Raw genomic sequence first — 17756 nt, 5'->3', positions numbered from 1 at the left:
CCTAAAGAGAGAATTATGCGATTAAAATATATATATAAAATTCTATTACTTGTCTTTATAGCTAATGGCTATGGGCAGGAGCTGAATTTACCAGTTTTTACTCAGTATTTAGCTGATAATAACTTTGTAGTATCTCCAACCTATGCAGGTATTGGAGATAATTTAAAGATTAGAGCAAACGGGCTAACTCAATGGGTAGGTATTAAAGGCGCTCCAGACAACCAATCTATATACGGAGATATTAGAATTGCTGACAGAACAGGTTTAGGTTTATCTTTTTATAATGATAGAAATGGAAATACGATTCAAACTGGTGGAAAAATATCTTTTGCACATCACTTAGTTCTAGATTATTATTCAAAAATGTATTTGTCTTTTGGTATTTCTTATAACATAAATAATTTCAGGATAGACATAAATAATTTTAACACGACTTATGAAAACCCGATAATAGATCCTTTTATAACAGACGATAGAAGAACATCTAACAATAATTTTGATGTTGGAGCTTTATTTAGATATAAAGGTGCCTTCTTTAGTTTTAATGCCAATAATATTTTAGATAAAAAACTAGATAAAACCATTAGAGTTTCAGAACCTAATTTACTTTTAAACTATCAAATTTATTCAGGTTATACTTTTAGAGGGCCTAAGAAAAGTGGTTTAGAATTCGAACCATCTATATACTACCAAATGTTTAGTAGTGATAAGCGTTCTAGTACTGATGTTAATTTCAAGTTTAGAAAGTACAATAGAAATGATGACTATTTTTGGGCAGGAATCTCTTACCGTTTCTTAAACGATCAGTTTTTTAAACCTTTAAACGTTGGGCCTATGGTTGGTTTCCAAAAGTCTATTTTTTACTTTGGTTATGCATACCAAATTACAACTAACGAATTGTCAGCGTATAATTCTGGAACACACGTTGTAACTATAGGGTTAAACTTTTTACAAGGTATTAGTAATTGTCCATGTACGCAAAGTGCTGTACGTAAATAGTTGAGGTGTATTATAATAATTCATTAAGGTTGAAATACTTAATATTTTCAATATTTCCTCTTACAGATACTGCACCTATATATTCCTTTTGAGGTGTAAACGAAAATAGATTCCATAAATCTTTTTCTTTTTTATCCCATTTTGTTTCTGAAATTTCTGCTTCTTCATCTGAATTTATACTCACTGAGAAGGCATCTAAAGGAAAAGAAAGCCCTTTAGACTTAGCTTTTATAAATGATTCCTTTCTAGTCCAACATCTATAAAAACCTTTTACTTGATCTTGACCAGGCAATTTCTTCAGTGATTCTATTTCACTTTCAGAAAAATAATTATCGACGATATCCATAACCTCAAAATCATATTTAAGCTTTTCAATATCAACACCTATTTCGCAATTCAAAACAAAAGCTATTACTGCCATATTTCCTGAATGCGATACGTTAAATTTGAGTTCCGTGTGCATGTCATAATATGGTTTTCCAAAGTCACCATATTTAAATTTTATCGTTTTTGGATTAGTATTTAAGTATTTACCTGATAAAAGACGTAATGCACCTCTAGATATTATAGAACAATTTTTATCTTTTTTAAAACGAAATTTTGAAGCTTTGATAATTTCATCTTCTGATAAAAAATGATTCAAATGGATGATTTTTTCCTCAGTAATATCTAAATTAATAAACCAAACATGAATCTGTTTTTTAGTAATTTTAAATAAGTCCCCACTTAATTCAATCATCAGATAAGAATTGTAAAATCGATGTTAAGATTTTAGTTTTAAAATTTTTGAAAGGTTTTTTTGTTGGTAATTAAGATAAATCTTATTGAATTTATTTAAATTTTCTGTATAAATTTTATTAGAAAGAATTGTTTCTAAATTTTCCTTTATCTCTTTTGAAGAATCTTTATCCTTATCTCCCATGATTCCAAGTCTATGATAATGAATTCGTGCCGCACAACCGTTTTGGTCAAAATTCTTGCCAGAGTATACCAGCATGGGTACTTTAAAATGAATGCATTCATTTATACTATTAATACCTCCATGATTAATATTTAAATCTGCATGTTTTAAGACTTCTAATTGAGGAACCCAATTAAATAAGTAAACATTTTCTGGGGTATTTTTAAATATGTTTTTGTCTATTTTATCTCCTAGAGTTATGATTAATTGGTAATTATTTACATTGCTTACTGCACTTATAAGTTTTTTTAAAAAAATAATATCTCCAGATACTAATGTACTCACAGAACAGAAAATTAATTTTTTATTATCATTTAATTTCTGATTAAATATTGTTTTTAATTTCTCGCTAATTTTTGAAGAAGCATTATTATCTCTTGATTCAAAAACCATTGGCCCTATATAGTGTAGTTCTTTATCTGGAATATGATTAAAGTCCATTTCACTCATAGTCATACTTAGGGTCTTTATATAAGGGTAAACAAATAAATTGGGTAAATTACTAGCAACTATTTCTTTGATTGGAAATCCAACCTTGTTTGCATAATTAAGTAACCCTTGACGCCTATAATCTTTAAAAAAAATCTTGTTTGCGATAATACGTGCCCTAACTTTTAATTTGATATATATCCAATTAAATAAAATAAATAGAGACGTTCCTTTTATTCCTTTACCAGGTATAATATTTGTTCTTATTGGTGGTAGTTTTAATCCACTTCCCATTTTGTTGGAAAACCATGTAGTACTTATTACTATTGGGATTTTAAGAGAAAACACAGCAAATATAATATCATGTAGCTCCCTGTCAATAATAGTAATATCAGGTTTTATTGAAGCAATTATATTCTTATACTCTTCAAGTTTTAAAAGATCCTCAATTTTTTTATGATTATTTCTCTTATCCCTTAGGCTAAAAATAAATTTTTTAAACCAAGTAGCTCCTTGAGTTAAACCTAAATCTTCAGTAGAAATTGAATGTGTTATTTCTGGTAGTTGAATGTAGTTAAAGCCGTTATTTTCAACTTTAATTTTTACATCTCTAATGGCTAAATAAGTGATTTTATTTCCTTCTTTTTTAAAGCGAGATGCTAATTCAAGACTTGCATGTAAATTACCTGTAAGACCTGTCATTATTACTGCTACATGTGCCATTTAGTAATTATTTAATCAATAATACATTTATCAATTTGCTCAGAAACAAATTGTACATCTGGTTCTTCAAACAGCGTGGGATGATTTCCTTTGGTTGGATAAATGGTTATACCTCCTTTAGCATATTTTTTCCAAGACTTTACAATAAACTTGTTGAAGTTTTCATCTGGTTTCTCTGTTAGTAATAAAGATACATTTCCTTTATTTTTTTTCCATGTATAATCTACGCTAATTTTTCTAAGATTCGCTTTTAGTTCTTCTAATTGTTTCTCTTTTGACTTACCAAAATATTTGCCTTTTATAGCTTTTAAAAGGTAAACTCGATCTTTTAAAAATGTATTTATTGCTTTAAAAGGATTCATAAGGAATCGTTTTAAAAAGGAAAATACCCGAGTTTTTAGACTATCACTATCAGTTGCATTCCATGGAGATGCCATGGTATCTGCTACTATTATATTTATTTCTTCTCCAATTTTATCTAATTGAATAGCCATTTCATTTCCAACTGAAGTACTGAAGCAATACACTAAGATATTATATGGCCCTTTGGGTTGTATTTTTCTAATAGCTTTCAGGTATTCAGAAGTCATTTCTTCAATGCTTTTATGCATGTCTTCAGAACCATACAAACCAACCGGTTGAACAGCATATATGGGTCTATCTGCTTTTAGATATTTTTTAAGTAACCCATAGAAAAAAACATGGCCTCCTCCAGAATGAATACAAAAAAGAGGTTTTTTATTCCCTTCACTTCGGATTTTTGCCATAAAACTCCATTCATCTTTTTGTTTTTTTGCATCTATTAGTAATTTAGAAAGCCCAGATATAGTTTGGTGTTCAAAAAGTTGATTTGGAGATAACATGACTCCATTTTTTCTAGCTTTTGAAATTATTTGAATACTCATAATAGAATCACCTCCAATTTCAAAGAAATTATCATTAGTACTAATTGGAGAAATGTTTAGGGTTTCTTCCCAAATCTTTAATAGTTTTTCTTCAATTTCATTTTTAGGTTTTTCTATATTTTCAGAATCAAGTACTGTTGATTCAGGAATTGTTTTATTAAGTAAACTTCTATCAATTTTACCATTAGGAAGCAAAGGCATTTCATCTATTAAAATAAAACTACTTGGAATCATATAATCTGGTAATTCTTTTTTTAGAGCACTTTTTAATACTTCCTCATTAAATGTATTAGCAGGTTTTATGTAGGCAACCAAGCGTTTTAAATTTCCTTTATTATATTTTTTTACTAAAATAATACATTTTTCAACCTGTTCGTTTTTATCAATAGTATTCTCTATATCATCTAGTTCAACACGAAAACCTCTAATTTTTATTTGCTGGTCTGCACGACCTAAAAATTGAATACTACCATCATTGTTGTATTTGGCTAAATCACCTGTTTTGTATAGTTTTTCATTTTTGCTAAATGGGTTTTTTATAAATGCAGATTCTGTTAACTCTGGCCTATTAATATATCCTTTTGATAGGTTTGCGCCACCAATATATATTTCTCCTGAAACACCAATAGGTACATTGTTTTTCTCAGTACTTAATAAATGGATTCTAGAATTTGCTATTGGTTTACCTATAGGAATTTGTGTTCTGTTTACGTCTTCACGTTTTATTTTGTGTGCTATACACCATACTGAAGCTTCTGTAGGGCCATACTCATTATATAGCGAAGCATTAGGCAAAGTTTTAAAATGTGTTTTACAAAGTGATTTAGAGCAGGCTTCTCCCGCAACTACAACAGTATTTAAACTTCTTAATTTTGAGAGGTTTACATTATTTAAAATAACTTGATATAATGAAGGTAGCATTAATGTATGACTAACCTTTTGTTGTTCAATTACATTAGATATCTCATCAATATCTTGTTCTATACGTTTTTCTGTAATTACTAGGTTTCCACCAGTACATAAAGTCCAAAATATCCCTGCTTTTGAGCTATCAAAAGAAATAGAAGACATTAATAAAAATGAAGTTGGATTGTTATCATAAAAATCTAATCTGCTAGCAGTAGAATTAATTATGTTTTTATGAGTAATTGGAACACCTTTGGGTTTTCCAGAACTCCCTGAAGTATAAATTACATAGGCCAAATTAGTTTCTTCTACATTTGGTAACTCTTTCGGAAATGCAATGCTTTTTTTGTTAATGGTATCAATTAAAACTTGTTTTGCATCACAGTTGTTTAGATGTTTTGAAAGTAATGTATGAGTAAGAATACTATCAACTCCTGCATCTTTTAGTATGAAATCAATACGCTTTTGCGGATATTCTGGATCTATTGGTAAGTAGGCATAACCAGATTTTAGTATGCCTAACATACTAATTATCATATCTAAAGATCGCTCTAAACATAAAGCTATTATTTCACCATCAGGAGGATTTTCTAATATTTTTCGAGCAACATTATTTGCTTCTTCGTTTAGTACTTTATAAGTAATTGATTCATTTTTAAAAGTTAAGGCAGTATTACTTGGATGCTTTTTAGAGACATCCTCAATTATACTATGAATACTTTTATAATTAGAGAATGAATTAAGGTTTTGTGAATCATTTAAGCTAAATAATTTCGCATCATTTTCTGTAAAAACAGGTATACTGTTAATTCTATTATTAACGTCATTAATTATAAAATTTAAAGTATATTTTAAATAATCTTGAAATCTAATAATAGTTTTTTCTTCAAATAAATCTGTGGCATATTCAAAAGTAGAAGTTAATTTTCCATCATTATCAGTAATAAATAATGTTAAGTCAAATTTTGAAACTTTGGCATTATATTCAGAGTTTTTAGTTAAGGTTAAATCATCTCCAAAGTCGGGAAGCTCTGATTTTGTAGAATACACAAACATGACTTGGAAAAGAGGGTTTGTAGATAAAGATCGCTCCAAATTCAGCTCTTTTACTAAATTATCAAAAGGAATATCTTTATTTGAAAGTGCTTCAGAAAACATCTTTTTCACCTCATTTATAAAATCAAATATTGTTAAGGATTTATTTACAGATGTTCTAAGTACTATTGTGTCTATAAAGAGACCAAATACATCTTCTAAATTTTTTTGATTTCTATTAGAAACTGGTGAGCCAATTAAAATATCTTCTTGTTGAGAAAAATTTCTAAGTAATATGTAATAGGCTGATAAGAATAAAACAAAAGGCGTAATACCTAATTTTTTTGAGGTTTCTAATACCTGTAAAGAAGTTTCTTTTGAAAACTCTATAGAATTAAAGTCCCCTTTATATGAAGGTTTTGCTGGTCTGTTAAAGTCATTTGGAAGGTTTAAATTTGGTATTTTACCAGAAAGCTTAGTTTTCCAATATTTTATTTCTTTATCATAATTTTGACTATTTTCTTCCCAGTATGCATAATCAAAAAAATTGATTTCTGTTTTTGTTTCTTCTACAAATTCATCATTTAATAAACTCTTATAGTTTTTAGCTAGAGTTTCCCTTAAAACCCTCATCGACCATTGGTCTGCAATGATATGATGCATTGTTAAAAACAAAATATATTTGCTTTTATTTAGCTTTAAAAGAGATGCTTTTATTAAAGGTGCAGAATCAAGATCGAAATTTATATGAGCTTGTTCATCTAGAAAAGATTGTACATCTATTTTAGATGTTTTACTAAATTCTTTTTTTTCTAATTCTAAAGAAACAGAATCACTAATATTTAGTTTTGGAGAGCCATTTTCAGCAGTATAAAACGATTTGAATATTTTATGATTTTCAAAAACTAATTTTAAGCTTTTTTCTAAAACATCAACATTTAAGTCACCTTGAAATTCATAAATTTCAGAAAGGTTATAAAAAGGGTTTTGGGGATACATTTGTTGCAAAAACCAAAATCTTTTTTGTCCATGAGATAATGGTATTATTGCATCAGAAGGCGCTTTTTGTATTACTGCTAAAGCGTTTTCCTTTTTCTGCTTATTTTTCCACTTATCTAATAATGATTCTTTATTAAGCTTTTTCTCCACAAGTCTTTAATATTGATTTATTTTAAAATAACTATACCTATAAAGTTATTTAATACCAAGCCATTTAGACAACTCGTAAGTAAATTTTACTATATAATCATCAACCATTAAATTGATGTCGAAAACACGTTCTACAAACCAGTATAAAGAAATTATAATGAGTAGTATAGACATGTAAACTAAAAATTTAGGATAAAACTTGTATTTTCTGATTAGATATAAAATTGGAAAAATTCCAGCAATAATTGCTAATTGACCAATTTCTACACCAACATTAAATCCAAGAAGTGATAGGGTTAAAAATTCACCTGTTAAACCCAAGTCACCTAATACACTAGCAAAACCAAAACCGTGGAATAAACCAAAAATGAAAGCAATTACCCAATCTTTCATTTTAAAAATTGGTTTGATGTTATGATAAGCAGCTAAACCTATAGAAAAAGCAATTATAGATTCTACTATTTGTGAAGGCAGATTAACTAATTCTAATGAGGCTAATGTTAGGGTGATTGTGTGTGCAATTGTAAAAAACGACACTACTTTGATAATATATATAAAAGCGGCTTTAAATGTTTTAACTGGTTCCCAACCAAAAACACTATTATTTTTTCTTCTTACAACAGCAGGAAGTATTAATGCTAGTAGAAAAAGAATATGATCTAAACCAATCCAAATATGCCAAATTCCTTGTTTAACCATAGCCATAAACCCAGTAAATACACTAGATTCATCCAATGCTAGAGTCCCTTTTGTATCCTTAGGACCAAAATCTTCTACTATATTGGTATATCCATCTATTACACCCGCTTTCCAGTTGTATTCCATAATTAAAAATCCTTTGTGGCTAGGATCTTTTTCAAAAGCTAGATTATAATACACATCCAACTTGTCTGGAATATTTTCAGAGCCTTTTAATTTAAAGAGGAGTTTTAAATAATTACCAGTTCCGGTTTCTGTTACACCAATATCTGTAAATATTACATCGTATGTGGTATTTCCAGAACTAAACCCAGCATTTTTTAGTACATAAGCTTTTATCTGGTCTGCGTAAGGTTTTGCATCTTTAACTAATCCATTATCAGGTAAATTAAAATTAAAAACCTTGTTAAGCTCTTTAAAATCAATTTCAAAACGTCCTTGAATACCATCATTTTCATAAATTCTTAAAAAGACATAACTTTGGTTAGGCTCGTGAGAATATGAAAGCGTAGATATAAAAAGGAAAAAAGCAAATAATAACTTAGATGTAATTTTTTTCATAGTCGATTGGTTATAAAACGTCATAAATTAAGAAATGAATTTGACCATCTTAGAGGTTAACTTAAGAATCAAACTAATTTCTACTTTAATAATAGTTTTATTGATTTTTTAGTAATCAATGTAACTATTTACGATATTTTAATTAATACAATTTTTTTTAAAGATATTGTGAATATAATTAAAAAAATAATAAAGTATTCATTTGTTCATTTTTGTCGATAAAGTGTACAGTATTTTCTAGTTTTAAATTTTAATCGATTTAAAAAGTTTCCTATCGATAGTTTTTGCTTAATATTAATTATTAAAGTTAATTGAAATAAAAAAAATTGAATTTCTCATATACTGAAGAGCAACTCCAGCTAAAAGAAGACTGCATTAATTTTGCAAAAGCAGAATTAAATTCGCCTGTTTTTGAAAATGACAAAACATGTACTTTTTCTAGAGATAATTGGAATAAGTGTGCTGATTTTGGCATTCAAGCCATGGCTGTACCACCAACTTATGGTGGAAATAAAAATGAGCTAGATTTAGTAAGCGCTACTTTGGCTATGGAAGGGTTAGGCTATGGTTGTAAAGATAATGGATTGCCGTTTGCTTTAAGCGCTCAAATGTGGACAGTTCAATTACCAATTGCTCAATTTGGAACAGAAGCACAAAAAGAAAAATATTTGCCAGAGCTTGCATCTGGTAAATCTATTGCTTGTCATGCTTTAACAGAACCTGAGGCTGGATCTGATGTTTTTAGTATGCAAACTACAGCAAAAAAGGTTGAAGGTGGTTATATTCTAAATGGTTCTAAATGTTTAATATCATTAGCACCAGTTGCTAATTTAGCTTTGGTTTTTGCTACTATAAACCCTAAACTAGGTAAATGGGGTGTTACAGCCTTTTTAATTGAAACAGGAACAAAAGGTTTTTCAGTTAGTGAAAACAAAGAGAAAATGGGATTACGTACAGTACCTATTGGAAGTTTGTTTTTTGAAGATTGTTTTGTACCTGAAGCAAATAGGTTAGGAAAAGAAGGTGCAGGTTGGAGCATTACAAACCATTCGTTAGAGCATGACCGTTGTAGTATTTTAGCTAGTCAATTAGGTGCTATGGAATACCAGTTAGAGCAATCTATAGAATTTGTAAAAAAAAGAAAGCAATTTGGTAAATCTGTAGCTGAATTTCAATCTGTTTCTAACAGAATTGCAAATATGAAATTACGTTTGGAAACTTCTAGGTTACTTTTATATAAAGTTGCTTGGATTAAAAGTGAAGGCAAATCTGCTATGTTAGAATCCGCTCTTTTAAAATTACAATTAAGTGAAAGTTTTGTTACCTCAAGTATTGATAATATTCGCAATCATGGAGGTTATGGCTATTTAAGTGAAAATGAAGTTGAGCGTGATTTAAGAGATGCCGTTGGCGGTGTAATTTATGCTGGAACATCAGATATACAAAGAAATATTATTGCTAAACTATTGGGTCTTTAAAAGATCAATAAAAAAGAAAAATTGATATATAACTTAGTTCAAATCGTAGAGAATTCTGCTAAAGAGTTCCCAGAAAAGGTGGCATTCAGGTTTCTGAATGAATCCATCACATTTGAAGATTTAAATATTAAATCTAGTCAATTAGCTGCTTGTTTATTATCTCGAGACGTAAAAAAAGGAGACCGTGTAGGGATATTAATGCACAGGTGTTTAGAAACCTGTATTGCTATTTATGGTATTTTAAAATCTGGAGCAGCTTATGTTCCAATAGATCCATTTTTACCAAGTGAAAGAGTTAAGTTTTTGATTAATGATTGTGGTATTAAGCATGTGGTAACTACCAACAAACAATCTAAAAAAATTAAAAAAGTAGTATCTGAAGAAGAAAACCTTGAAACAATTATAGGTTTATCTGAGACTCAAAATATTGAAACTATCTCTTGGGAAGAAGTGTTTGTAAAACCATTGCAAGAATATAAACCTGTAAATATTTTAGCTGATGATTTATCTTATATCCTTTACACTTCAGGAAGCACAGGTACACCCAAGGGCATTATGCATACACATGCTAGTGGTTTAGCGTTTGCAAAATTAGTAGTTGATCTGTATGCTTTTAAACATACTGATATTGTTGCAAATAGTGCACCGTTACATTTTGATGTCTCTATATTGGGCTATTGTTCGGCTCCTTTAGCAGGTGCAACTACAGTGATTGTTTCAGATGCGCATTTAAAATTTCCAGTTAGTTTAGCAGACTTGGTTGAAAAAGAAAAGGTTACAATATGGTACTCTGTTCCGTTACTTTTAATAGAATTACTCCACAAAGGTGGAATTCAGAATAAAGATTACACCTGTATGCGTTGGGTTTTATTTGCAGGTGAAGTTTTTGCTACCAAACAATTAAGAGCCTTAATGGAGTTATGGCCTCATGCTGAATACAGCAACATCTATGGGCCAACAGAACTTAATCAATGTACATATTATAATTTGAAAGTACCACCAATTACTGATGAGCCCATTCCAATAGGAACTACTTGGGAAAACACGGAATATATGATTTTAGATGAAAATGATAACTCTGTTAATGATGGAGATGAAGGTTTGCTTGTAGTAAGGTCTGCAACCATGATGAAAGGGTATTGGAATAATATGGCTTTAACTGAGGCTTCTTTGTATAAGCATAAAATTGCTCCAGGGTTTGAGCATGTTTATTACAGAACAGGTGATTTAGTAAAATTAAATGAAAACAATGAGCTTCTTTTTCTAGGGAGAAAAGACAATCAAATTAAGCTTAGAGGATTTAGAATTGAAATAGGAGAGGTTGAAAATACACTTTTGAAGTTTGATGGAGTTACTGAAGCAGCTGTAATAGTTGCCAATTTTCAAGAAGAAAAAGAATTAATTGCTACAGTTTTAATTGATGAAAAATTAGAAATTCTCGAATCAGATTTAAAAACACATTGTAAAAATAATTTACCTGTTTATGCAGTACCTAAAGATATATTGATATTTGAGTCATTTCCAAGAACAAGTTCAGGAAAAATAAATAGAAAAGAAATTGAAAAAATAATTAAAGCATTATAAAATGGAACAAACCATTATAAAGCATATAGAAGAAGAATTAGCAAGTGAGGAAATTGATGGCGGATTAGAGGCTACTGACGATCTTTTGGGTGGTGGTATTCTAGATTCATTAGGTATGATGAAGCTTATTACGTTTATCGAAGAAACCTTTAACATAGAGGTAGCGCCAGAAGATATGGTTATTGAAAATTTTATGACTGTTGAAAATATATGCGAATATATAAGCAGTAAAGGTTAATAAAAAATAGTTATAACTACATGGAAAACAACTACACATCATTAACTCAAAATCAAAAATTACTTTGGATAGGGCAGGAATTAAATCCTGAATCTCCTATGTATAATATGGTTATGACTTATGAAATTAATGATGTTATTTCCGTGCCACATTTTACTCAAGCTTTTGAAAGATTAGTGAATGAAAACGATGTACTTCGTTCTGTTTTCGAACTGAAAGATGGAGAGCCAATACAGAGATATAACAAGACGTTAGATTATGAAGTTTTGTTTGAAGATTTATCAAATAAAAATAATCCTCAAGAAGCTTATTCTAATTGGGAAAAAGAAAGGGTAACTAGACTATTTGATATAAAAAAATGTGTTTTTGATTGTGTTTTAATTAAGCTTTCTGAGCAACGTTATATTTGGTACATAAATCAGCATCATCTTATTACAGATGGTTGGAGTACTACAATAATGTTCTCTAAAATGTCTGATTTGTATGCGAAAGTTTTGCAGAATAATATTGAAATTATAGATGTGTCTTCATATAAAGAATTTGTTAATCATTTAGAGGAAGCTAAAGCAAATGAAAAGCATAATCAAGTATTGAATCATTGGGTAGAAAAACAAAATAAATTCCCATCTATACCAGCATTGTATCATAAAAAAGATGAGATTTTAGATACTGCTTCAGAGCGTTTACATTTAAGTTTAGGTAAACAACGTACAGAAAAAATACATCAGCTAGCAAATAAAAAAGGAATTAGAGGTTGGAGTTTAGATTTAACATTATATAATATCTTTTTAACTACATTATTTGCTTATGTATATAGGGTAACTGATCAAGAACAATTGGTTATTGGTTCGCCAACACATAACAGAACTAAAAAAAGTTTTCATAATGTATTAGGGTATTTCGTAGAAACCTTTCCTCTGTCTACTGAGGTAGATGAAAACGAAACTTTTGCATCATTATTTCAAAAGATACAGCTAGAAAGCAATAGTTTTTTAAAAAATGCAAAAGCTGGAACTTCAACACCAGAATTAAACAGAGGGTTTAACGTGTTTTTTAATTATATAAATACAAGTAACTCAAATTTTAATGGCGCTAAAGTTAAGACGTCTTGGGTGCATTCAGGGTATACAGATCCGAGGCATCATATACGTTTCCATGTGCATGACTTTGATAATACAGGCGAAATCCAATTATATTTTGATTTAAATTCTAAAGTTTTTTATGCTGAAAAAAAGAAAGAAGTTCCTCAGCATTTTATTAAGTTATTAGATGCATTTATAGAAGATGTTTCTAATGAAATTGATACGGTAAGCCTTATTACAGAATCTGAAATTTCAAAAATTAATACATGGAATGATACTTATGTTGATTATCCAAAAAATGAAACATTACTTTCTAAGTTTGAAGTTCAAGTATCTAAAACACCTAATCAGATAGCCCTTGTATTTGAAGAAGCATCTTTAACTTATAAATTATTAGATGAAAAATCTAATCAAGTGGCTCATTTTTTATTACAAAAGGGAATAAAAAACAATGATATTGTAGCAATAAGTATGAATAGATCATTAGAAATGATGGTTTGTATATACGGAATTGTTAAAGCTGGTGCTGCATATTTACCACTTGCAACCGATTTACCTTCTGAACGCTTAGAGTTTATTTTAAAGGATGCAAATAGCAAAATCTTGTTTTATAATCATAGCAATATTGAAGATTCTATTTTAGAAAGTTTTCAATGTTATAATGTTAGTGATGTTAAAGATGAATTGGATTCATTAAATACATCAAAAAATCAAATAGAAATTTCATCAAAGGATTTGGCATATGTTATTTATACATCAGGTAGCACAGGAGAACCTAAAGGTGTAAAATGTCATCATGAAGGTATTTGTAATCGATTAAATTGGATGAATAACGATTATCAAATAACTAGTGAAGATGTTTTTATTCAGAAAACACCAATCACTTTTGATGTTTCACTTTGGGAGTTGTTTTGGCCACTTCAAGAAGGAGCAAAATTAATTATTGAAACCCCAGATGGACATAAAAATCCAGAAAAATTAATTGATACCATAAATAAGCATAAGGTTACTAATATTCACTTTGTGCCTTCAATGTTAAATGTCTTTACACAAACTGATAGTGTAGAAAACTGTGCAAGTCTTAAAAGAATATTTTGTAGTGGTGAGGCTTTATCTGTTCCAATAGTTGAAAAAACATATGAAAAGTTGAATCTTGAAATTCATAATTTGTATGGACCAACTGAGGCGTCAGTAGATGTTACTAGTTGGTATTGTGAAGAATCAGATATTAAAAACGGAATTCCTATTGGAAAACCTGTAGCAAATACACAACTTTATATTTTAGATAAAAACCTGAATCCTTTGCCAATAGGATTAAGAGGAGAACTTTATATAGCAGGAATTCAAGTTGCAAGTGGCTATTTGAATAGAGAAGAACTTACTAAAGAACGCTTTGTGGATAATGTATTTTCTGAACATCCTAATGCAGTAATGTATAAAACAGGAGATTTAGCAAGGTATAGAAAGGATGGTGTTATTGAATATCATGGAAGAACAGACAATCAAGTAAAAATAAGAGGTTTAAGGGTAGAACTTGGTGAGATAGAAAAAACTATAGAAATTTTAGAATCAATATCTCAAGCTATTGTGGTTGTTGATGAGAAAAGTAATCTTGTAGCTTACTACACAGGAGATAAGATTACTGATTCAGAAATCATTAAAAAATTAGAATTAAAATTACCTGATTATATGGTTCCACAATTCTATATGCATCTTGATTATTTTGAATTGCTATCTAGTGGTAAAATAGATAGAAAAAAGCTACCAGAATATAATATTAATGATAAAGTTGAAACCCTAATAACTAAAACCGAACCTAGAAATGAAATAGAAGAGATTGTTCACGAAGCTTGGAAAGAGGTTTTAGAAATAGATAAAATAGGTGTAAATGAAAACTTTATTAGGATAGGCGGGAATTCTCTTAATGCTATTTCTATTACTTCTAGATTAAAACATGCTTTAGAGCTTGATGTATCTATTGTAGATGTTTTTAACTATCCAACTATTGAAGCTTACTCACAAAATATAGAAAAAGTGATTACTGAATTATTGAATGAATAATAATAACAGAAAAGGCTGGGAGTCGTTTGTAATTAAAATTATGGTAATTTCCATGAGCATTTGCTATGTTCTAGGACCATCACATAATGAGATAGACAAAATGCTACATTTTATTGTCCACCAATTAGAACAACCTGAATCTTTACTTACACATTCAAAACTAGAAGATAAATATCATATTGAGCATAGTTTTAAATCTAATAATAAAGAGCACCAACATATTGTTTTAGATATGTTGAGTGAGATTATGAAAATTTGTGGTTTAGATGATGAACCTGATAATAAAAAAATAGTGTTTCAAAAAATAGATAAACATTTAAGAACTAAGAAAATGTATAATAAACGAGATTCGTTTTTTGAATCACATATAAAACACAAATTTTCGTTTCTAAAGGAAAATATACATCAAGGCTTTTTGAAAAGTAAACTGCAGCCTCCTCAATTAATATAATACTCAATTCAAAAATAACTTAAGCATTTACAAATTCTTACTTGCCTCAAAAGTTATTTTAAAATCATATTTATTATTTAAAATAATACAAGTAGTGTATTGCATATTATTATGCTTAACTATTCATTGTGTTATTTATTCAAAAAAAAAGAAAATGAAAAAACATATTATTTTATATTTATTTATAGCTGTTTTTGGTAGCGTTAGCGCTCACGAATTAAGCGGAACAGTAATTTCAGAAGAAAATGAAAAACCCTTACAAGGCGTAGGTGTTTATAATAAGAATACAGGAGCATACACATATACAAATGTTTCTGGGTATTTTGAATTAGATGATATCTCAGTAGGGGATGTTATCACTTTTTATCAATTGGGTTATGAAAATCAAGAACTTATAATTAACGAATCTCATTTAGATAGCACGGTAAATATTTACCTTGTGATATCCTCTGCATCTCTAGACCAAGTACTCATTGTATCTAAGGTTAATGTGTTGAGTAACTTTGTAAATGTTGATATTAAAGCGAGTCCTGTTAAATCCTCACAAGAAATATTGCGAAAAATACCAGGTTTAATTATTGGTCAGCATGCTGGTGGTGGAAAAGCAGAACAAATATTTTTGAGAGGTTTTGATATTGATCATGGAACCGATATAGCTATTGATGTTGATGGTATGCCAGTAAATATGGTATCTCATGCACATGGTCAAGGTTATGCAGATATGCACTTTATTATTCCAGAGACTATTGAAAATTTAGATTTCGGAAAAGGTTCGTACTATGCTGATAAAGGAAATTTTAATACCGCTGGGTATGTTGATATTGTTACTAAGAAAAAGATTAGTGATAACTTGATTTCTGTTGAGGCTGGACAATTTAATACCGTTCGTGCTATGAGTATGCTTAAAATTTGGGATGGTGAAAACAGTAATGCATACGTAGCAAGTGAGATGAATTTAAGTGATGGTGTTTTTGAATCTCCACAAAACTTTAATCGTTTAAATATAATGGGTCGATATAATTACAATAATTATAAAGACCAAGAGTTTAACCTGTCTCTTTCGCATTTTCAAAGTAAATGGGACGCATCTGGACAAATTCCAGTTAGAGCTGTGGAAAGCGGACAAATAAGTCGTTTTGGAGCTATTGATGATACAGAGGGAGGAAATACGAGTAGAACTAATATTTGGATGAATCATATTAAACATATTGATGAACATTCCAGTTTAAAATCATCTGCTTATATCTCTCAATATGATTTTGAATTATTTTCGAATTTCACATTCTTTTTAGAAGACCCTGTAAATGCAGATCAAATAAGACAATATGAGGATAGAACCATTATTGGGGCAAAAAGTGTTTATGAAGAATCATTTCATTTAGATAATCATGATGAACAGTTAAAATATAGAGTAGGAGTTGGTTTTCGTTATGATGATGTGAATGATGTTCAATTATCAAGAACTAAAAACAGAAAAGAACTTTTAGAAAGACTGGCCTATGGTAATGTTGATGAACTTAACGCATTTTCTTTTGCTGATCTTAACTATAAAGTTGATAAATGGACATTTAATCCTGGTGTTAGATTAGATTATTTTACGTTTGATTATGAGGATTTATTAACTGAAACTTATGATAGTCAAAGTGAAAATAAAACATTGATTAGCCCTAAACTGAACATTATTTATGCAGCGTCTCCTAAATTACAGTTATTTGCTAAAACAGGTTTAGGATACCATTCAAATGATTCAAGAGTGGTAAATGCTAATAATGGTAAAGAAATATTACCAACTGCATTTGGTTCAGACATAGGTTTTGTAACTAAGCCTAACGACAGGTTAGTGATTAATGCTGCTTTTTGGAGTTTGTTTTTACAGCAAGAGTTTGTTTATGTTGGAGATGCTGGTATTGTTGAACCTAGTGGGAAAACAACAAGATATGGAGTTGATTTTGGACTACGCTATCAATTTACTGATTGGTTGTATTTCAATACTGATGTTAATTATACACATGCCAGAAGTAGTGAAGAACCAAGTGGAGAAGACTACATTCCATTAGCTCCAGATTTAACATCATCTGGTGGGCTAAATTTTAAAAATTTAAATAATTTTTCAGGAGGACTTAGTTACAGGTTTATTAAAGACAGACCAGCTAATGAGGATAATTCTATTGTTGCAGAAGGGTATTTTATTACCGATTTAAATTTAAATTATACTCATAAAAAATGGACGTTTGGTATAATTGTAGAAAACTTATTTGATAGTGAATGGAATGAAACACAATTTGCTACAGAAAGTAGACTGTTCAATGAAGCTAATTCTGTTGAAGAAATTCATTTTACACCTGGGTCACCTTTTTTCTTAAGAGGGAAAGTATCTGTTAGGTTTTAGAACTAAAAAATATATTTTAAGGCACACCTTTTTGGTGTGCTTTTTTATTTAAGGTTTTTTTTTATTTTTTTAACATTTCATTAATAAGGGGTAATAGCTTTTATCG

General features: G+C 29.4%; 11 protein-coding genes. 7 read left to right on the top strand and 4 right to left on the bottom strand.

What is annotated here, in order from left to right:
• Positions 1-15 precede the first annotated feature (15 nt).
• Entirely contained in the window at positions 16-999 is a 984-nt protein-coding gene (locus DIS18_RS09880) for a PorP/SprF family type IX secretion system membrane protein (protein WP_109352913.1), read from the top strand.
• Positions 1000-1009: 10 nt separating this feature from the next.
• Here DIS18_RS09880 and DIS18_RS09875 read toward each other — a convergent pair whose 3' ends face one another.
• From DIS18_RS09875 to DIS18_RS09860, 4 genes are read right to left on the bottom strand one after another with little or no spacing between them, the layout of a single operon-like run.
• Positions 1010-1738: a 4'-phosphopantetheinyl transferase family protein gene (locus DIS18_RS09875; RefSeq protein ID WP_109352912.1), complete on the bottom strand. Its 729-nt coding sequence runs from the start codon at positions 1736-1738 to the stop codon at positions 1010-1012.
• A gap of 24 nt (positions 1739-1762) precedes the next feature.
• Positions 1763-3112 (bottom strand): nucleotide disphospho-sugar-binding domain-containing protein, encoded by a 1350-nt coding sequence (locus DIS18_RS09870; protein WP_109352911.1) that lies wholly within the window; start codon positions 3110-3112, stop codon positions 1763-1765.
• 11 nt (positions 3113-3123) lie between these two features.
• Positions 3124-7107 carry a non-ribosomal peptide synthetase gene (locus DIS18_RS09865; RefSeq protein ID WP_109352910.1) on the bottom strand — a complete coding sequence of 1328 codons (3984 nt, stop codon included), beginning with the start codon at positions 7105-7107 and terminating at the stop codon, positions 3124-3126.
• A gap of 45 nt (positions 7108-7152) precedes the next feature.
• Entirely contained in the window at positions 7153-8367 is a 1215-nt protein-coding gene (locus tag DIS18_RS09860) for a HupE/UreJ family protein (RefSeq protein ID WP_181364030.1), read from the bottom strand.
• 326 nt (positions 8368-8693) lie between these two features.
• Here DIS18_RS09860 and DIS18_RS09855 point away from each other — a divergent pair, with 326 nt between their 5' ends.
• The 6 genes from DIS18_RS09855 (at position 8694) to DIS18_RS09830 (ending at position 17650) form a co-directional block, all read left to right on the top strand.
• On the top strand, positions 8694-9845 hold the full coding sequence (locus DIS18_RS09855) for an acyl-CoA dehydrogenase family protein (RefSeq protein ID WP_109352908.1): 1152 nt from the start codon (positions 8694-8696) through the stop codon (positions 9843-9845).
• A 21-nt stretch (positions 9846-9866) separates the two neighbouring features.
• Complete coding sequence (locus DIS18_RS09850; RefSeq protein WP_181364029.1) at positions 9867-11429, top strand: amino acid adenylation domain-containing protein; 1563 nt, start codon at positions 9867-9869, stop codon at positions 11427-11429.
• 1 nt (position 11430) lies between these two features.
• Positions 11431-11667: an acyl carrier protein gene (locus tag DIS18_RS09845; protein WP_109352906.1), complete on the top strand. Its 237-nt coding sequence runs from the start codon at positions 11431-11433 to the stop codon at positions 11665-11667.
• Positions 11668-11687: 20 nt separating this feature from the next.
• A complete protein-coding gene (locus DIS18_RS09840) occupies positions 11688-14810 on the top strand; it encodes a non-ribosomal peptide synthetase (RefSeq protein ID WP_109352905.1) in 3123 nt (1040 codons plus the stop codon).
• Positions 14803-15261: a hypothetical protein gene (locus DIS18_RS09835; RefSeq protein WP_109352904.1), complete on the top strand. Its 459-nt coding sequence runs from the start codon at positions 14803-14805 to the stop codon at positions 15259-15261. Before DIS18_RS09840 ends, DIS18_RS09835 begins: the two co-directional genes overlap by 8 nt.
• 154 nt (positions 15262-15415) lie before the next feature.
• Positions 15416-17650: a TonB-dependent receptor gene (locus DIS18_RS09830; protein WP_109352903.1), complete on the top strand. Its 2235-nt coding sequence runs from the start codon at positions 15416-15418 to the stop codon at positions 17648-17650.
• Positions 17651-17756 lie beyond the last annotated feature (106 nt).

It is taken from the genome of Algibacter marinivivus, from assembly GCF_003143755.1.
In the GTDB taxonomy this organism is placed as follows: Bacteria; Bacteroidota; Bacteroidia; order Flavobacteriales; family Flavobacteriaceae; genus Algibacter_B; species Algibacter_B marinivivus.
The sequence above is the reverse complement of the archived record's forward strand: the minus strand, read 5'-3'. Positions and strand labels throughout refer to the sequence as shown.